The organism is Kitasatospora sp. NPDC093806 (assembly GCF_040683335.1).
GTDB lineage: Bacteria > Actinomycetota > Actinomycetes > Streptomycetales > Streptomycetaceae > Kitasatospora.
Genome location: NZ_JBFBDO010000097.1, coordinates 13,351 through 31,137, shown reverse-complemented (window position 1 = coordinate 31,137; position 17,787 = coordinate 13,351). Strand labels below are relative to the sequence as shown.

At 75.2% G+C, this 17,787-nt stretch carries 15 protein-coding genes; 4 read left to right on the top strand and 11 right to left on the bottom strand.

All coding sequences use genetic code 11. The features are described 5' to 3' along the window. Window positions 1–74 precede the first annotated feature (74 nt). The 3 genes from AB0N76_RS31505 to AB0N76_RS31495 all read right to left on the bottom strand — a co-directional run bounded on the left by AB0N76_RS31505 (window position 75) and on the right by AB0N76_RS31495 (window position 3,975). On the bottom strand, window positions 75–2,399 hold the full coding sequence (locus AB0N76_RS31505; RefSeq protein WP_363562970.1) for a heavy metal translocating P-type ATPase: 2,325 nt from the start codon (window positions 2,397–2,399) through the stop codon (window positions 75–77). A gap of 73 nt (window positions 2,400–2,472) precedes the next feature. Next, a complete protein-coding gene (locus tag AB0N76_RS31500) occupies window positions 2,473–2,691 on the bottom strand; it encodes a heavy-metal-associated domain-containing protein (RefSeq protein ID WP_363562968.1) in 219 nt (72 codons plus the stop codon). Window positions 2,692–3,033: 342 nt separating this feature from the next. Beyond that, the gene (locus AB0N76_RS31495) at window positions 3,034–3,975 is read right to left on the bottom strand and encodes a PrsW family intramembrane metalloprotease (RefSeq protein ID WP_363562966.1); all 942 of its coding nucleotides are present in this window, start codon (window positions 3,973–3,975) and stop codon (window positions 3,034–3,036) included. A 161-nt stretch (window positions 3,976–4,136) separates the two neighbouring features. On the opposite strand from AB0N76_RS31495, the gene AB0N76_RS31490 reads away from it, so the two are divergent. Beyond that, window positions 4,137–5,312 (top strand): PP2C family protein-serine/threonine phosphatase, encoded by a 1,176-nt coding sequence (locus AB0N76_RS31490; protein WP_363562964.1) that lies wholly within the window; start codon window positions 4,137–4,139, stop codon window positions 5,310–5,312. 125 nt (window positions 5,313–5,437) lie between these two features. On the opposite strand, the gene dhaL is transcribed toward AB0N76_RS31490, so the two are convergent. Next, window positions 5,438–6,097, bottom strand: a complete 660-nt coding sequence (gene dhaL, locus AB0N76_RS31485) for a dihydroxyacetone kinase subunit DhaL (protein WP_363562962.1) — start codon at window positions 6,095–6,097, stop codon at window positions 5,438–5,440. Window positions 6,098–6,131: 34 nt separating this feature from the next. Continuing rightward, the gene (gene dhaK, locus AB0N76_RS31480) at window positions 6,132–7,127 is read right to left on the bottom strand and encodes a dihydroxyacetone kinase subunit DhaK (protein WP_363562960.1); all 996 of its coding nucleotides are present in this window, start codon (window positions 7,125–7,127) and stop codon (window positions 6,132–6,134) included. A gap of 118 nt (window positions 7,128–7,245) precedes the next feature. On the opposite strand from dhaK, the gene dhaM reads away from it, so the two are divergent. After that, a complete protein-coding gene (dhaM, locus tag AB0N76_RS31475; RefSeq protein WP_363562958.1) occupies window positions 7,246–7,638 on the top strand; it encodes a dihydroxyacetone kinase phosphoryl donor subunit DhaM in 393 nt (130 codons plus the stop codon). 34 nt (window positions 7,639–7,672) lie between these two features. Here dhaM and AB0N76_RS31470 read toward each other — a convergent pair whose 3' ends face one another. Beyond that, the gene (locus tag AB0N76_RS31470) at window positions 7,673–9,382 is read right to left on the bottom strand and encodes a bifunctional 3'-5' exonuclease/DNA polymerase (RefSeq protein ID WP_363562956.1); all 1,710 of its coding nucleotides are present in this window, start codon (window positions 9,380–9,382) and stop codon (window positions 7,673–7,675) included. Between the two features lie 298 nt (window positions 9,383–9,680). Here AB0N76_RS31470 and AB0N76_RS31465 point away from each other — a divergent pair, with 298 nt between their 5' ends. Then, a complete protein-coding gene (locus AB0N76_RS31465; protein ID WP_363562954.1) occupies window positions 9,681–11,705 on the top strand; it encodes a M3 family metallopeptidase in 2,025 nt (674 codons plus the stop codon). Window positions 11,706–11,872: 167 nt separating this feature from the next. Here the strand turns inward: AB0N76_RS31465 and AB0N76_RS31460 are convergent, their stop codons facing one another. Together AB0N76_RS31460 and AB0N76_RS31455 are read right to left on the bottom strand one after the other, a co-directional pair. Next, window positions 11,873–13,354: a cellulase family glycosylhydrolase gene (locus AB0N76_RS31460; RefSeq protein ID WP_363562952.1), complete on the bottom strand. Its 1,482-nt coding sequence runs from the start codon at window positions 13,352–13,354 to the stop codon at window positions 11,873–11,875. A 71-nt stretch (window positions 13,355–13,425) separates the two neighbouring features. Beyond that, window positions 13,426–14,052, bottom strand: a complete 627-nt coding sequence (locus AB0N76_RS31455; RefSeq protein ID WP_363562950.1) for a TetR family transcriptional regulator — start codon at window positions 14,050–14,052, stop codon at window positions 13,426–13,428. Window positions 14,053–14,188: 136 nt separating this feature from the next. Between AB0N76_RS31455 and AB0N76_RS31450 the strand changes: the two genes are divergently transcribed. Then, window positions 14,189–15,406, top strand: a complete 1,218-nt coding sequence (locus AB0N76_RS31450) for an acyl-CoA dehydrogenase family protein (RefSeq protein WP_363562948.1) — start codon at window positions 14,189–14,191, stop codon at window positions 15,404–15,406. Window positions 15,407–15,415: 9 nt separating this feature from the next. On the opposite strand, the gene AB0N76_RS31445 is transcribed toward AB0N76_RS31450, so the two are convergent. The 3 genes from AB0N76_RS31445 to AB0N76_RS31435 form a co-directional block, all read right to left on the bottom strand. After that, the gene (locus tag AB0N76_RS31445; RefSeq protein WP_363562946.1) at window positions 15,416–16,003 is read right to left on the bottom strand and encodes a phosphatase PAP2 family protein; all 588 of its coding nucleotides are present in this window, start codon (window positions 16,001–16,003) and stop codon (window positions 15,416–15,418) included. Window positions 16,004–16,128: 125 nt separating this feature from the next. After that, window positions 16,129–16,941 (bottom strand): enoyl-CoA hydratase/isomerase family protein, encoded by an 813-nt coding sequence (locus AB0N76_RS31440; RefSeq protein ID WP_363562972.1) that lies wholly within the window; start codon window positions 16,939–16,941, stop codon window positions 16,129–16,131. A gap of 36 nt (window positions 16,942–16,977) precedes the next feature. Further along, window positions 16,978–17,670: a TetR family transcriptional regulator gene (locus AB0N76_RS31435; protein WP_363562944.1), complete on the bottom strand. Its 693-nt coding sequence runs from the start codon at window positions 17,668–17,670 to the stop codon at window positions 16,978–16,980. Between the last annotated feature and the right edge of the window lie 117 nt (window positions 17,671–17,787).

Below are 17,787 nucleotides of genomic sequence, written 5' to 3'. Positions count from 1 at the left end.
GGCCCGTACCGCGTGCTGCGGTACGGGCCCTCGGGCATGTCTCGGCCGGCCCCGGGAGACGGAGCGGCCGGTCCTCAGGAGGCGCGGAAGCCGCGCAGCCGGAGGCTGTTGGTGAGCACGAAGACCGAGGAGAAGGCCATCGTGGCACCGGCGATCATCGGGTTGAGCAGACCGGCGGCGGCCAGCGGGATCGCCGCCACGTTGTAGCCGAAGGCCCAGAACAGGTTGCCCTTGATGGTGCCCAGGGTCTTCCGGGAGAGCCGGATGGCGTCGGCGGCCGAGCGCAGGTCGCCCCGGACCAGGGTGAGGTCGCCCGCCTCGATGGCGGCGTCGGTGCCGGTACCCATGGCCAGGCCGAGGTCGGCCTGGGCGAGCGCGGCGGCGTCGTTGACCCCGTCGCCGACCATCGCGACGATCCTGCCGTCGGCCTGCAGGGTCTCCACGGCGGCGACCTTGTCCTCGGGCAGCACCTCGGCGAACACGTGCTCGGGGTCGATGCCGACCTCGGCGGCGACCGCCTCGGCGACCCGCCGGTTGTCCCCGGTGAGCAGCATCGGGGTCAGCCCCAGCGCCCGCAGTTCGGCGATCGCGGCGGCGCTGGTGGGCTTGACCGCGTCGGCGACCTCCAGGACGGCCCGCGCGGCGCCGTCCCAGCCGACCGCCACGGTGGTGCGGCCGGCGGCCTCGGCGGCGTCCCTGGCCTCGGCCAGGGCGGCGGGCAGCGGCTGGTCCTGCTCGGCGAGCAGGGCGGCCCGGCCGGCCACCACGGCGTGGCCGTCGACCACGCCCCGGACGCCGAGCCCGGGGACGTTCTCGAACCGCTCGACGCCGGGCAGGGCGCCGAGCCGCTCGGCGGCGGTCGCGGCGACGGCGGCGGCGATCGGGTGCTCGGAGGCGTGCTCCAGGGCGCCGGCCAGCCGCAGCACCTCGTCCTCGGTGACGCCCTCGGCGGTGTGCACGGCGGTCAGCGTCATCTTGCCGGTGGTGACGGTGCCGGTCTTGTCCAGGACGACGGTGTCCACCCGGCGGGTGTCCTCCAGCACCTCCGGGCCCTTGATCAGGACGCCGAGCTGGGCGCCGCGGCCGGTGCCGACCATCAGCGCGGTCGGGGTGGCCAGGCCGAGGGCGCACGGGCAGGCGATGATCAGCACGGCGACGGCGGCGGTGAACGCCTCGGTCGCGTTGCCGGAGGTGAGCAGCCAGCCGATCAGGGTGCCGATCGCGATCAGGATGACGATCGGGACGAAGACGGCGGAGATCCGGTCGGCGAGCCGCTGGGCGGCGGCCTTGCCACTCTGCGCGTCCTCGACCAGCTGCGCCATCCGGGCCAGCCGGGTGTCCGCGCCGACCCGGGTGGCCTCGACCACCAGGCGGCCGCCGGCGTTGACGGTGGCGCCGGTGACGGCGTCGCCGACGGCGACCTCGACCGGCACCGACTCGCCGGTCAGCATCGAGGCGTCGACGGCGGAGGCGCCCTCGACCACCACCCCGTCGGTGGCGATCTTCTCGCCCGGGCGGACCACGAAGCGCGTCCCGACGGTGAGCTGATCGACCGGCAGCCGGACCTCGCGGCCGCCCTGGAGGACGGCGACGTCCTTGGCGCCGAGGTCGAGCAGGGCGTGCATGGCGGCCCCGGCCCGGCGCTTGGAGCGGGCCTCCAGGTAGCGGCCGAGCAGGATCAGCACGGTGACGGCGGCGGCGGTCTCCAGGTAGAGCGAGGAGGAGGCGTCGCCCTCGCCGACCGAGAAGGAGAAGTCGTGCCGCATGCCCGGCATGCCGGCGTCGCCCCAGAACAGGGCCCAGAAGGACCAGCCGAAGGCGGCCAGGGTGCCGAGCGAGACCAGGGTGTCCATGGTCGCCGCGCCGTGCTTGAGGTTGGTCCAGGCGGCGCGGTGGAACGGCAGTCCGCCGTAGACCACGACCGGGCCGGCCAGGGCGAAGGAGAGCCACTGCCAGTTGGTGAACTGGAGGGTCGGGATCATCGACCAGAGGACCACCGGCAGGCTGAGCACGGCGCTGATGAGCAGCCGGTCGAGCAGCGGGTCGGACTGGGGGGCCGACGCGGCGGCGGCCCCGGCGCGCTCGGCGGCCGGGGCTGCGGCGGCCACCGGCGGCGGGGGGAGCTCGGCGGTGTAGCCGGTGTTCTCGACGGTGGCGATCAGGTCGGCCACGCTGACGTCCGGGCCGAACTCGACTCTGGCCTTCTCGGTGGCGTAGTTGACGGTGGCCTCGACGCCGTCCATCCGGTTGAGCTTCTTCTCGATCCGGGCGGCGCAGGCGGCGCAGGTCATGCCGCCGATCGCCAGTTCGACGCGCTCGCGGACGGCTGTGGGACCGTCCTGGCCGGTTATGGCGGTGGCCGCGTCCGGGGAGGTGGAGCCCGGGGTGGAGGTGCTCATGTGCTGATCAGCTCCTTGGGGAGGGGCGCGGCGGGGGCGGGGTCAGCGGGCCCCCACCGCGCGGCGGGGGCTCTCAGGCGGCGCGGCCGACCAGCTCGTAACCGGCCTCGTCGACGGCGGCACGCACCAGCTCGTCGTCCAGCGGCGCGGCCGCGGAGACGGTGACGGTACCGGCCTTGGCGTCGGCGGACACCTCGGTCACCCCGGTCAGGGTGGAGAGCTCCTTGCTCACCGAGTTCTCGCAGTGGCCGCAGCTCATGCCGGTCACGGTGTAGGTGATGGTGCTGGACATCGGGGCCTCCGAAAGTTCGGTACGGCCGCGAGCGTACGCCCGGGCCCTGCTCATGAAAACACCATACCCTTAGGGGGTATTCCCTAGGGGTACGGAGAATGTGGTGTGGATCGCATTCCGTTTGCCGGACGGCGGTGCCGGAAAGCGATTCGAGAGCAGAGCGTAAGCGTCCGGGCACGCTGCGCCCGAAACCGCGCCGGGAGGCGGGCGGGTTCGAGTGCGGCATGCCCGGGTGTTCGAACTTTCAGTCGGATCAGGGGTGCGTCGGGTTCCCTCGCGGGGCGGGGTTCCTCGCCGGGGCGGCGCCGGGCCGGGTCGGCCCCGCGCCGGTTCCGTGTCGGATCAGGCCGGGGCGGACGGGAACTGGGCCGGGATCGGGGAGCGCCGCTCGCCGCGGATCAGCAGGCGCAGCCAGAGCAGTCCGCCGAGCGCGACCAGGACCAGGCCGGCGGTGTCGTAGACGGTGTAGAGGTGCACCTGCTCGCTGGTCGGGCTCGGCAGGTGGCCGAGCTCGAACAGGGAGCGCTGCCAGTCGGCGGCGGTGGTCCGGGCGACCAGCCAGACGGCGATGCCGCTGGTCGAGTCCCAGAGCGCGTGCAGCAGCGACACGCCCAGGTAGGTGAGCACGACGGGCGCGGTCATCCGGAAGTGGCCGCCGCGCCGCTCGCGGAAGAGCACCCCGCCGAGGATCGCCGTCCACAGGACGTGGCCGACCGGGGCCAGGACGCCGCGCAGGATCTCCGTCTCGACCAGGTCGCGCAGCGAGAGCCCGTCCACGCTGAGGACGGCGTTGAAGGCGTAGCCGGCGGTCTCGAAGGCGGCGAAGCCGGCGCCGACGGTGGCGCCCAGCACCAGGCCGTAGCGCAGGCCGCCGACCCGGAGCCGGCGGCTGAGCAGGATCAGCGCGGCCAGTTTGACCGCCTCCTCGATCAGGCCGACGCCGACGTACATCCAGAGCGAGGGGGAGAGCAGGTAGGTCTCCAGGACGGAGGCCCCGAGCACGCCGATGATGCCGCCGACGGCGAAGCAGGCGAACAGCCGGTCCGCGCCGAGGTCGGCGCCGTGGTGCTCGTACGCCCAGAGCACCACGGTGGCGGGGACGAGGAAGCTGCCGAGCAGGACGACGGTCGGCACCAGGTTGCTGTTGCCGGTGAGGAAGGTGACGGCGACGGTGGCGATCCAGAGCAGCAGGCCGATGAGGAAGATCCTGAGCCACTGGGTGGGGCGGGCCGCCGTGCGGGCGCGCGGTTCGGAGATGCGGGGGGTGTTGCGGTATCCGGACACCGGTGAGGGCCTCCCTTGCATGAGCCGCTTTCGTCGCACTGTATGACAAATTGGGTGCTTTGGTACTTTTTGTCCCAGCGTGGGGTGGGCGGGGAGGGGCCGTCGGGGGCGCGGGGAGGGGTGCGCGGGTGGGGGCGTTGATCGTCCGTTATGTTCGATATGTGTTCCCGATCCGCCGAGCCCAGTCGCCCTCCGAACCGACGGTCACCGGGCTGCTGCCGACCCGGCGGCGCGGCGCGCTGCTGGCCGTCGACCTGCTGGACATCCCGTTCTGGCGCCGGGCCACCCCCGCCCTGCTCGCGATCCTGCTGGTCGCCCTCACCGACCTGCTCTCCGGCCGGGACCGCTACCTCGCACCGCTGATGACCGTCGTCCCCAGCATCGCCGCCCTCACCCTGCGCCCGCTCGAACTGCTCGGTGTCAGCTCGCTCGGCTTCCTCGCCGTCTTCGGCCTCAGCCACTACGACGAGGTCGACAGCGTCAACGACGCCCGCTTCCTCTGGGGCGCGATGGTCAGCTACCTGCTGCTCACCGCCTTCTCCGCCTGGGTCGCCCGGATCCGGATGCGCCGGGCCGCCGCGTTCGCCGCCGTCAGCTCCGTCGCCGAGGCCGCCCAGCGGGCCCTGCTCCGGCTGCCCGGCCCGGTCGTCGGACCGCTGCGCCTCGCCGTCCGGTACGTCTCCGCCGCCGACGCCTCCCGGATCGGCGGGGACCTCTACTCGGTGCTGGAGACCCCGCACGGCACCCGGGTCGCGGTCGGCGACGTCCGCGGCAAGGGGCTCGGCGCGGTGCAGACCGCCGCGGTGGTGCTCGGCGCCTTCCGCGAGGCCGCCTACGACGAGGCCGGGCTGCGCGGCGTCGCCGCCCGGATCGAGGCCAGCGTGGAGCGGCACGTCCCGGACGGCGAGTTCACCACCGCCCTGTTCGCCGAGTTCAGCCGCCCGGGTGTGGTCGAACTGCTCCAGTACGGGCACGTCCCGCCGATCCGGGTGGACCCCGACGGGGGCGCGCACGTCCTGGACGCGCCCGACCCGTGGGTGCCGCTCGGCCTCGGCCGCCTCGCCGCCGGGGAGCCCAGCAGCTGGGACCAGCCGTTCGGGCCGGAGGACGTCCTGGTGCTCTGCACCGACGGCGTGGTCGAGGCCAGGCACCGGCGCGGCGGCGAGTTCTACCCGCTCGCCGAACGGGTCGGCCCGCTGGTCCGGGACGCGGCCCGCTCCTCGGCGGAGCTGGAGGCGGCGGTCGGGCGGGTGTACGCGGACCTGCTCGCGCACACCGGCGGCGAGCTGCGCGACGACGCGCTGCTGCTCCTGATCACCCGCACCGACGGGGGGTAGGGCCGGCCTCCGCCGGGGTGGGCCGGGGGGGTGTGGGGGCGCGTCGGGTGGGCGGGGGTCGGGGACGGGCTCCGGGCCGGGGGCGGGCTGGGATTTGGCGGCGGGTCGCAGGTCCGTTCGGGCGGTCAGGCCCTCGTGGCCTCGGCCAGGGCGCGGAAGAGGAGCGCCGTCGAGGTGGCCCCCGGGTCCTGGTGGCCGATGCTGCGCGGGCCCAGGTAGGAGGCGCGGCCCTTGCGGGCCTGGAGCGGCACGGTGGCCAGCGCGCCCCGCTCGGCCCCGGCGGCCGCCGCCGCGGTCGCCCCCGGCAGTCCGGCGCCACCGGCCACCGCCTCCCGGTAGGCGGCCAGCGCGGGCGTCCAGGCGTCGACGATGGTCTTGTCGCCCTCCTCGGCCCGGCCCAGCTCGCGGACCGCGCGCAGTCCGGCGGCGAGCGCCTCGCCGAGCGCGGCGACGTCGGCCGGACCGTCCGCCGGTGCGCCCGCGGGCGCCGCCAGGGCCGCGCCGATCGCCCGGAACGCCTTGCCGTACAGCGGGCCGGAGGCGCCGCCGACCTTGGAGATCAGCGTGCTGCCGGTCCTGGTCAGCACCGCGCCCGGGCCCGTCGGCGCCGGGGTGTCCGGGTCGTCCAGGACGGCCAGCACGGCGGCGAAGCCGCGCCGCAGGTTGCTGCCGTGATCGCCGTCGCCGATCGCCGAGTCCAGTTCGGTGAGCCGCTCGTGCTCCTTCCCGACCGCCTCGGCGAGCGCGCGGACCCAGGCCTCGGCGAGGCGGGTGTCGAAGTCCATCCGGAGGTCTCCTCGGCTGGGAGTCGGGCGGGGGTCAGGCCCGCTTCAGGGCGGGGGTGTCGGCGGGGGCGTCCCACAGCTCCAGCAGCTCGCGGTCGGCCTTGGTCAGGGTGAGCGAGAAGCCCGCCATGTCGAGGCTGGTCACGTAGTTGCCGACCAGGCTGCGGGCCACCGTGATGCCGTGCCCGGCCAGCCGGGCGGCGACCTCCCCGAAGACCACGTACAGCTCCATCAGCGGCGTCCCGCCCAGGCCGTTGACCAGGGCGATCACCTCGTCGCCGGCGGTCAGGTGGTGGTCGGCGAGGACCGTCTCCACCACCTCCGTGACCAGCTCGCGGGCCGGGCGCAGCTTCTCCCGGCGGCGGCCCGGCTCGCCGTGGATGCCGACCCCGACCTCGATCTCGTCCGCCGCCAGCTCGAAGCCCGGCCGGCCCGCCGCCGGGACGGTCGCCCCGGTGAGCGCGATCGCGAACGAGCGGGAGGCCGCGTTCACCCGCTCGCCGAGGGCGGCCACCGCGTCCAGCGGGGCGCCGCGCTCGGCCAGCGCGCCGGCCGCCTTCTCCACCACGACGGTCGCCCCGGTGCCGCGCCGGCCGGCCGTCCAGGTCGAGTCCTCGACCGCGACGTCGTCGTTGACCAGCACCGTGCGGACCTCGATGCCCTCCTCGGCGGCCAGCTCGGCGGTGAGCTCGAAGTTCAGCACGTCGCCGGTGTAGTTCTTGACGACGAAGACCACGCCGGCGCCGGAGTCCACGGCCCGCGCGGCGGCCAGCAGCTGGTCCGGCACCGGGGAGGTGAAGACCTCGCCGGGGCAGGCCGCGTCGAGCATGCCCCGGCCGACGAAGCCCCCGTGCAGCGGCTCGTGCCCGGACCCGCCGCCGGAGACCAGCGCGACCTTCGGCACGCCCGGCCGGACGGCCCGGGTGATCACCCGGTTGGCCACGTCCACGGCCAGCTCCGGATGCGCGGCGGCCACCCCGGCCAGCACGTCCTCCAGGACGGTCTCCGCGCTGTTGATGAGCTTCTTCACGGCCTTCGCACTCCCTCGCCCGACGGTGCTGCCCCGACGCTACGCCAGACGGGCGGTGTGGGTACGGAATCCGGCGTTCGTGGATCACCCGGGTGGAGCACCTTCTAAGGTTCCGCCCATGAGTGATCATGTGGGGATCGTGCTGGTGTCGCACAGCAGGGCGTTGGCGGCGGGGTTGAAGGAGTTGCTGGGGGAGCTCGCCTCGGATGAGGTGCGGGTGGTGGTGGCGGCCGGGACCGAGGAGGGGGAGCTGGGGACCAGCTACGAGCTCATCGCGCGGGCCGTCGCCGAGGCGGACGGCGGGGCGGGCGTCGCGGTGCTGCCGGACCTCGGGAGCTCGGTGCTGACCGCGGTGACCGTGCTGCAGGACGAGCCGCACCCCGGGGTGGTGCTGGTCGACGCGCCGTTCGTGGAGGGCGCGGTCGCCGCCGCGGTGACCGCCTCGACCGGGGCGGTGCTGGCCGAGGTGGTCGCGGCGGCGGAGGAGGCGCGGGGCTACCGCAAGCTGTGACCGGCTGACGGCGGCGGGCCGCTACCGGCGGCCACTACTTGGCGTCGGCGTAGCACTCCACTACGGCGGTGCTGAGCGGGAACCGCACCGGGGTGTCGCCGAAGACCAGCCGGCGGGCCTCGTCCGCCGCCGCGGCGACCGCGGCCGCCACCTCGTCGGCCAGGTTGGCCGGGGTGTGCACCACCACCTCGTCGTGCTGGAAGAAGACCAGGTGCGGCCGGTCGGCGGCGGCCACCGGGAGTTCGCCGAGCCGGCGGCGCAGCGCCGCCAGCAGGGCCAGCGCCCAGTCGGCGGCGCTGGCCTGGATGACGAAGTTGCGGGTGAACCGGCCGCGGGCGCGGGCCGAGCGGCCGCCTGCCTCGCCGGCCGTCTCCGCCTCGGTGAGGTCGAGGAAGTCGGCCGAGGCGGGCGGGCAGGGCCGGCCGAGCCGGGAGGCGACCACGCCGCCGTCCTCGCCGGTGCGGGCGGCCGCCTCGACGTAGCCCATCGCGGTCGGGTAGCGGGTGCGCAGGGTGTTGAGCAGCGGACCGATGTCCCCGCTGGTCTGGCCGTACATGGCGCCGAGCAGGCCGAGCTTGGCCTTGTCGCGGTCGCCCTGGAAGGCGGTGGCGGCGAGCGCCTCGTACAGGTCACCGCCGGCCGCGGTGCGGGCCAGCCCGGTGTCGCCGGAGAGCGCGGCGAGGACCCGGGGCTCCAGCTGGGCGGCGTCCGCGACGACCAGCAGCCAGCCCGGGTCGGCGACCACGGCGCGGCGCAGGATGCGCGGGATCTGCAGCGCGCCGCCGCCCCGGCTGGCCCAGCGGCCGGAGACCACGCCGCCGACCACGTACTCGGGGCGGAACCGGCCGCCGCGCGCCCAGGCGTCCTGCCAGGCCCAGCCGTGCGCGGCGTGGATCCGGGCGAGCTCTTTGTAGCGGACCAGCAGCCGGGCCGCCGGGTGGTCGATCTCCTTCAGCTCCCAGGACCGGGTGCTGGCGAGCTGGATGCCGGCCTCGCCGAAGGCGCGCAGCACCTGGCTGTGCGAGTCGGGGTTGAACGGGCGGCCGCCGAGCGCCTGCTGGAGTTCGACGGCGAGGTCGGCGAGCAGCCGCGGCTGGGTGCCGGGGACGGTCGGGCGCGGCCCGAGCAGCTCGGTCAGCAGCCGGTCGTGGACGTCGGCGCGCCAGGGCAGGCCGTCGTGGCCCATCTCGGCGGCGGCCAGCGCGCCGGCCGACTCGGCGGCGACCAGCAGCCGGAAGCGGGCGCGGGCGGCCGGGTCGGCGATCGCGGCCAGCCGGCGCTGCTGCTCGGCGTGGACGGCGACCACCGCGGTCAGCGGGTCGGTGCCGGGCGGCAGTTGCAGCCGGTCCGGGGCGAACAGGGTGTCCTGGCCGTCGTCGGCCTCGGCGGAGCCGGACTCGGGCAGGTCGGCGGGGACGGGCAGGCCGCGCAGCCGGGCCCAGGCGGCGCCGAGCGAGCGGGGCGCGCCGAACCGGCCCTCGTGGGCGAGCAGCAGCGCCTCGACCAGCCGCAGGTCGTGGCAGCGGGCGAGCCGGTCGGGCAGCCGGGGGAGCAGCGGCTCGTACCCGGACTCGGCGGCGGCCCAGACCCAGCGCGGGTGCTCGGCGGCCTCCCGGGCGGCGACGGCGGCGGCGAGGTCGGCGGTGGGGACGGGCGGGCCGAGCGGGGTGCCCGCGTCGTCGAGCGGCTGGAGCCGGCCGCCGGGGCCGTGCGGGTCGGGGGCGAGGGCGATCCGGGGTGTCACGGGGGGCTCCTCCTCTCGTGCGGGGCTTGCTGGTGCGGGGACGGCGGTGCGGGACGACGGCGACGGCGGCGGTGCGGGTGGTCGGTCGGGCGGTGCGGGTCGGGCGGGCGGTGCGGGTTGGTGACGCGGGGCGGGCGGAGTCGACGGTAGCGGGTGGGTCCGACAACCGGAGCAGGCCGCTCCGGGCGCCCGCCCCCGCGCGTGCCCCGGCGGGTGCGCTGACGGGCGCGTCGGCGGGTGCGCCGGGCGGCCGGTGGGGGCGTAGGCAGCGCGGATGACAGCGCGTAAGGTCGGCGGAATGACCGAGAACCCGTTCTTCAAGCCGAGCACCCTGGCCTACGAACTGCCGCCGTTCGCCGAGATCCGGCCGGAGCACTACCTGCCCGCCTTCGAGCGCGGGATGGCCGAGCAGCTGGCCGAGATCGCCGGGATCACCGCCGACCCGCAGCCGCCGACCTTCGACAACACCGTGGTCGCGCTGGAACGCTCGGGAGCACTGCTGCGCCGCGTCCGCGGGGTCTTCGAGAACCACTCCGCCGCCGACACCACGCCCGAGGTCGACCGGATCGACGCCGAGATCAGCCCGCGGCTGGCCGCCCACCGCGACGCGATCCACCTGGACGCCGCGCTGTTCGCCCGGGTCGAGGAGCTGCACGGCCGTCGCGCCGAGCTGGGCCTGGACGCCGAGTCGCTGCGGCTGCTGGAGCGCCGGCACACCGCGTTCGTCCGGGCCGGCGCCCGGCTCGGCGCCGCCGAGCAGGACCGGCTGCGCGCGATCAACGCCGAACTGGCCTCCGCCGCCGCCGAGTTCCGGCAGAACGTGTCGGCCGACTCGCAGGCCCGGGCGCTGGTGCTGGACTCCGTCGAGGAACTGGCCGGCCTCTCCCCGGACGAGATCGCGGCCGCCGCCGAGAACGGCCGGGCGCTCGGCCGGGACGGCACCTACGTGCTCAGCCTGAAGAACTTCTCCAACCAGACCGAACTGGCCTCGCTCACCGACCGCTCGGTCCGCGAGCGGCTGCTCGCCGCCTCGCTCGACCGCGCCGCCGACACCAACGGCCCGCTGGCGATCCGGATGGCCGCGCTGCGCGCCGAGCGGGCCCGGCTGCTCGGCCACGACACCCACGCCGCGTACGTGGTCGCCGACGAGACGGCCGGCACCGTCGAGGCGGTGGACGCGCTGCTGGCCCGGCTGGTGCCGCCGGCCGTGGCCAACGCCCGCCGGGAGGCCGCCGAACTGGCCAAGCACGCCGCCGCCGACGGCGTCGAGGAGATCGCCGCGCACGACTGGGCGTACTACTCGGAGCAGGTCCGGCAGGCCTCGTACCAGGTGGACGCGGCCGCGCTGCGCCCCTACTTCGAGCTGGAGCGGGTGCTGCGGGACGGCGTGTTCTTCGCCGCCAACCTGGCGTACGGGGTGACCTTCACCGAGCGCCCGGACCTCGTCGGGTACCACCCGGACGTGCGGATCTGGGAGGTGTTCGAGGCGGACGGCACCCCGCTGGGCCTGTTCCTCGGCGACTTCCACGCCCGGGCGTCCAAGCGCGGCGGCGCCTGGATGGACGAACTGGTCACCCAGTCCGGGCTGTTGGGGCAGCGGCCGGTGGTCTACAACAACCTGAACATCGCCAAGCCGGCGCCCGGGGAGCCGGTGCTGCTCTCCTGGGACGAGGTCCGCACGCTGTTCCACGAGTTCGGGCACGCGCTGCACGGGCTGTTCTCGGACGTGCGCCACCCGTACTTCGCCGGGACGGCCGTGCCGCGGGACTTCGTGGAGTTCCCCTCCCAGGTCAACGAGATGTGGATGGTCTGGCCGGAGGTGCTGGCCAACTACGCCCGGCACCACGAGACCGGCGAGCCGCTGCCGGCCGAGCTGGTCGAGCGGATGGCGGCGGCGGAGTCGTTCGGGCAGGGCTTCCGGACCGTCGAGTACCTGGCGGCGGCGCTGCTGGACTGGGCCTGGCACACCCTGCCGGAGGGCCGGGAGATCGCGGACGCCCGGGAGTTCGAGGCGGCGGCGCTGGCCGAGGCCGGGCTGGCGGTGGCGGCGATCCCGCCGCGCTACCGGACCACGTACTTCGGGCACATCTTCGCGGGCGGGTACAGCGCGGGCTACTACGCGTACATCTGGTCGGAGGTGCTGGACGCCGACACCGTGGAGTGGTTCAAGGGGAACGGCCGGAGCGTGCGGGAGAGCGGCGAGGTGTTCCGGCGCGAGCTGCTGGCGCGCGGTGACAGCCGGGACGCGCTGGACTCCTTCCGCGCGGTGGTCGGGCGCGCCCCGGAGACCGGCCCGCTGCTGGCCCGGCGCGGGCTGCTGTGATTCGCCCGCTCGCCTCCGGGGCGCTCTGATCCGGCGCCGACGGTCGGCGGGCACGGCGCCACCTCCTCCGTCGGCGGCTTGGCCCTTCTCCCTTGCGGCACCGGCGCGCCCCTTCGGCTCGGGGCGGAGGGCCGCCCGCTCTGACCCGGAGGGCCCCGGTGGCCCACTCAGCGCGGGGTGAGGGTGACGGTGACCGGGGTGCCCGGGTGGGTGTGCGGGAGGCGGATCAGGGCCCGGCCGGCCCGGTCGCCGGACGGCTGGTCGAGCTCGACCAGGGCCCCGGCCGGTTGTACGGCGATCCGCGCGCCGGTCGGGAACGCCGCGGCGGGCAGGGCGAGTTCGGTGGTCCTGCCGGTGCCGTCGGCGGTCCAGCGGACGGTGTGCCCGGCGCCGTCCGCGGTGGTGCGGGCGCCCGTGCCGGCCACCGCGACCGGGTACGGGCCGAACGCCGGCCCGTCGCCCGGGGCGGGCCGGCCGGCCGGGTCGAGCGCGCAGTAGCCGCCGTTGCCCCGGCACCAGTACCACATCGCCCAGCCGGCCGCGAAGCCGTCCATCGCGTCGACCTGACGGCGCACCAGCAGGGCGTTGCCGGGTGTCCGGGAGTTCGGCGGCCCCCACTCGCCGACCAGCACCGGCAGCCGGTGCGCGGCCGGGTAGCCGGTGATCGCGGCGGTGTAGCGCTCGACGAAGCCGCCGGCCGGGTCCCAGTCGGCGCCGGACTCGACGGCGGTGTCGTAGAAGTGCGGCGCGTAGCCGAGCCGGGGCGTGCCCGGCCGGGGGTCGGTGAAGCCGGGCAGCCGGGTCGGCACGCCCTGGCCGACCAGGACGGTCGGTTCGACGAACAGCCAGGCCCGCCGGTCGACCGCGCGGACGGCGGTGATCAGCCGGCGGTACATGTCGGCGAGCCGGCCGGTCTCCAGTTCGGCGGCGGCGCGGGCGAGCACCGCCGGGTCGGTCGGGTCGCCGTCCACCGGGCCGAACGGCTCGTTGAACAGGTCGTAGCCCAGCAGCGAGCGGTGGTCGCGCAGTTCGCGGGCCAGCCGGGTGTAGAAGTCGGCCTGCCAGGCGCGCAGGTCGGGGTCGTCGTAGAGGTGCCGGAAGGCGGCCTGGACGGCGGGCTGGAAGTAGCCGGCGAACCAGTCGTCCGGGTCCGGTTCGAACGGCAGGCCGTCGTCGCGGGTGGCCCAGTCCGGGACGCCGCGGTCGCCGCCGCCGAACCGCGGCCCGTAGACGTCCTGGTGGAAGTCGACCAGGGCGAGCACGCCGTACCGGTCGGCCCAGTCGAGGAGCCGGTGCAGCCGGGCCAGTTCGGCCGGGTCGAGGCGGCCGCGGGCGGGCTCCAGCCGGGTCCACGAGACGGCCACCCGGATCAGTGTGAAGCCCTGTGCGGCCAGCGACCTGACGTCCTGTTCGGTGGCCTCGGCGTACTTGTCGAGGTTGAAGCCGCGCAGCTGGAGCCGGCGGCCGGCGGCGTCGGTGAGGTCGGTGCGGCCGTCCGGGGCGGTGGCGGTGCCGGTGGGGAACGCCGCTGTCCGGTGGGCCGGTTGGGCCGGTTGGGCCGGTTGGGCCGGTTGGGCCCGGGCCGGGGCGGCGGAGAGGGCGACGGCGGCGGCGAGCAGCAAGGCGACGGCGGTGCGGCGCGGGCGCATCGGGACCTCCGGGGGCGGGGGAGGGTGGGGCCCGATGATGACGGGGTGCGCGCGTTCCGCACAAGAGAGCGTCAGTCGGCGGGCTCCGGGGCCGGTCCGGTGGGCAGCACGGCGGTCGGCAGGTCGGCGGCGGCGGCGAGCCGCCCCCAGAGCAGGTCGGCGAGCGCCTGGACCATCCGGGTGCGCGAGCAGGGGCGGGCGTCGAGCCACCAGTCGCCGGCCGCCAGCACCATGCCGGTGATGGCCCGTCCCCAGGCCTCGGCGAGCAGTTCGCGGTCGGCGCCGAGGTCGACCTGGTCGGCGATGGCGCGGGTGATCTCCTCGGCGATCTGCCGCAGCGCCGGGGCGAGCGCGTTGCCCGCGCCGCTCGGGTCGCCCGGTTCGGGGTGGGTGAGCAGCCGGTAGACCTGGGGTCGGGCCTCGATCCCGGCGAGGTAGGTGTCCAGCACGTGCTCGACCCGGTCGCGGCGCTCCAGCGGTTCGGCGAGCGCGGCCCGGACGGCGGCCAGCAGTCCGCCGGTGTGGCGTTCGGTCAGGGCCCGGACCAGGCCGTTCCGGTCGCCGAAGTGGCGGTACAGGATCGGTTTGGTGATGCCGGCCTCGGCGGCGATCGCGTTCATGCTGGCGCCGGGGCCCTCGCGCTGGATGACCCGGTCGGCGGCGTTGAGCAACTGCTCCCGGCGGGGCTCTGGGTCCATGCGCTGTTCCTTCGCTTCCCTCGGTCGTTCCGGCGCTCCGGCGTTGACACCGGTTACCAAGCAGTAGCAGACTCCGTCGATGTTACCGCCGGTAACACCCCCGGTCGGTCGCACCTTTCTTCGGAGGCACCCACCCATGAGCACCTTCTCGCTGGACCCCGGCGCCGACCAGCTCGCCGTGCGCGACTGGCTGCACGGCTTCGCCGCCGACGTGATGCGGCCCGCCGCCGCGGAGTGGGACGAGCGCGAGGAGACCCCCTGGCCGATCATCCAGGAGGCCGCCAAGCTCGGCATCTACTCGCTCGACTTCTACGCCCAGCAGTACTTCGACCCCTCCGGCGTCGGCATCCCGATCGCCATGGAGGAGCTGTTCTGGGGCGACGCCGGCATCGGCCTGTCCATCGTCGGCACCACCCTGGCCGCCGTCGCGGTGCTCGCCAACGGCACCGACGAGCAGATCGGCACCTGGGCGCCGCAGATGTTCGGCACCCCGGACGACGTCAAGGTGGCCGCGTTCTGCTCCTCCGAGCCGGACGCCGGCTCCGACGTCTCCGCGCTGCGCACCCGGGCGGTCTACGACGAGGCCGCCGACGAGTGGGTGCTGAACGGCACCAAGACCTGGGCCACCAACGGCGGGATCGCCGCCGTCCACGTGGTGGTCGCCACCGTCGACCCGGCGCTCGGCGCCCGCGGCCAGGCCTCCTTCGTGGTGCCGCCGGGCACGCCCGGGCTGAGCCAGGGCCAGAAGTTCAAGAAGCACGGCATCCGGGCCTCGCACACCGCCGAGGTGGTGCTGGACTCCGTCCGGGTGCCCGGCCACTGCCTGCTCGGCGGCAAGGAGAAGCTGGACGAACGCCTCGCCCGGGCCCGCGAGGGCGTCCGCAAGGGCGGCCGGAACGCGGCGATGGCCACCTTCGAGGCCTCCCGGCCGGCCGTCGGCGCGCAGGCCATCGGCATCGCCCGGGCCGCGTACGAGGTGGCGCTCGACTACGCGAAGACCCGGGTGCAGTTCGGCCGCCCGATCATCGACAACCAGGGCGTGGCCTTCCAGCTCGCCGACATGCGGACCCGGATCGACGCGGCCCGGCTGCTGGTCTGGCGGGCGTCCTGGATGGCCGCCACCAACCAGCCGTTCACCGCCGCCGAGGGCTCGATGTCCAAGCTCTACGCGGGCGAGACCGCCAAGTGGGTGACCGCCCAGGCGATGCAGATCCTCGGCGGCAACGGCTTCACCCGCGAGTACCCGGTCGAACGGATGCACCGGGACAGCGCGATCTACTCCATCTTCGAGGGCACCAGCGAGATCCAACGCCTCGTCATCGCCCGCACCATCTCCGGCCTCCCCATCCGCTGAGCATCCGCCTCAGCGGGTGGCCCAGAAGGTGAGCCCGGCGGACACCGCGCCCACCACCGTGCCGACGATCGTCTGCGCGGTGGTGTGGTCCCGCAGCACCACCCGGGACCAGCCGATCAGCGCGACCAGCGGGTAGAGCAGCAGCCACCACGGGCCGAGCGCGATCGCCAGGCAGAGCACGGCGCCGCTCGCCACCGCCGTGTGCACCGAGACCTTCCACCAGACGGTGATCACCAGGATCGGGATCAGCGCGGCGAACATCGCCAGCACCATCGCGGTGAGGTCGCCCGGCGCGTGCGCCGCGTACATCACCGCGAAGCTGGTCGCGACCGAACCCATGATGAACGGGATGACGGTCAGCCGGCGCTTCCGGTGGCCGACGTGGCGGTCCTCCAGGGTGCCCTTGCGGATGCCGCGCTGGATGAACAGGGTCGGGATCACGGCGGCGAACAGCGCCGCGAAGGCCGCCCAGCCGAGCCCCGGCCAGCCGTGCCGGACGCCGCCGAGCAGGAGCAGCTGGGCGATGATCACGTTCTTCGGCTCCAGGCCGTCGGTGACCCGGCGGGCCCAGGTCGTCACGGGCGTGGCGGCGGTCATCGCGGGGGTGCTCCAGGGGCAGGTTCGGCTACGGATCAGTCGGATGATCGTATCGACGCCCGCCCCTCGCTCCGGAGGCAGGGGCGAGCGGTCCCGGCGGGGTCCCGATGGGGGTCCCGGTCGGGTCAGAAGCGGGGTGGGCGGCGTTCGAGGAAGGCGGCGAGGCCTTCCCGGACGTCGGGGGTCTGGCGGGACCGGCGTTCCCAGGGGGCGAGGGCGGCGGGGGCCTGGTCCGGGGGGACGGCGAGGGCGGCCTTGACGGCGCCGATGGTCTGCGGTGAGCGGGTGGTCAGCAGGCGGGCGAAGGCCAGGGCGGCGGCGTCGAGTTCGGCGGCCGGCAGCACCTTGTCGGCCAGGCCGAACGCGGCCGCCTCCGGGGCGGGCAGCAACTCGCCCGAGAACAGCAGGTACTTGGCCCGGGACGGGCCGACCAGGCGGGCCAGCCGCAGGGTCGGCACCGCCGGGTAGACCACGCCCAGCTTGGCCGGGGTGATGCCGAGCCGGGCGTCCTCGGCGACGAACCGCAGGTCGCAGGCGACCGCCAGCTGGCAGCCGCCGCCGACGCAGGAGCCGTGCACCACCGCGATGGTGGGGTGCGGGAAGGCGGCCAGCGCCTCCTCGGCGGCGACGTTGATCGCGTGGTACGCGTCGGCCCGGTCCGGGTCGCCGTAAACGTCGGCGAGTTCGTCGATGTCCGCGCCGGCGCTGAAGGTGCCGCCCGCGCCGGTGACCAGCAGGGCGCGCACGCCCGGCTCCGCGGCCAGCCGCTTCAGCACCTCGGGCAGCGCCCGCCAGATCGCCAGGGTGACGGCGTTGCGCCGGTGCGGGCGGTCGAACTCCAGCACCGCGACGCCGTCCGCGCCGAGGTGGGCGTTGAGGCCGTCGACCTCGGTGGGCAGCGGGGCGCGGTCGTGCGTCAGCGGCGGCCGGGCGGCCATGGGCACCTCCGGGAGGGTGTGGGTGCGGCCACTCTCTCAGGGGGTGGCCGCGCAGTAGTCGCCGAGCCCCAGTTCGACCATGGCGAAGGCCCGCCGGGCGTCGGCCAGGGCCTCGGGCAGGACGTCCGCGGCGCGCTCGCCGGCCATCATCCGGCGCTGGTTCTCCTCGGTCAGGGTCAGCTGGGTGCCGATGAGCTGGGCGGCGGCGACGCGGGCCGCCAGCGGGTCGCCGGCCGGGTCCTGAGCGAGCAGTTCGGCGGCGAGCTGCATCCGGGTCCCCCGGCCGAACGCGGAGGACGCCCGCTGCGCCAGCACCGGCGTGCGGTGGATCAGCCCGACCACGTCGATCACCTGCTGCTGGTCGCTGAGCCCGGTCGCGGGGTCGAAGGCGGCGAGGGCGGCGAGGTAGTGGGCGCGCAGCGCGGCCACCGCCGAGACGCCGGGTGCCCGTTCGCGCACCACCCGGGCGGGTTCCCCGATGTGCTGCTCCATCGGGCCGAGGACGAGGTCCTCCTTGGACGGGAAGTAGTTGAAGACGGTCATCTTCGAGACCTCGGCGGCGGCGGCGATCTCGGCGACCGAGACCTCGTCGAAGCCGCGCTCGGCGAAGAGCCGGACGGCGGTCTGCCAGAGCCGGATCGCGGTCTGCCGCTTCTTGCGCTCGCGCAGCCCCAGCTTGGCCTCGTCGTCGGCCTCATTGCCGCCGGGGCTCACCGTGCTTCTCGTCATGGGGTGACTTTACCAGGATCAAAGATGTATCCGGATGAAGAATTGACCGGGTCAAAAAAGCCTGCCATGGTGAGGACGTGCCGCCGGCCGTCCCGGTCCGGCGCCGGGCCCGCGGGC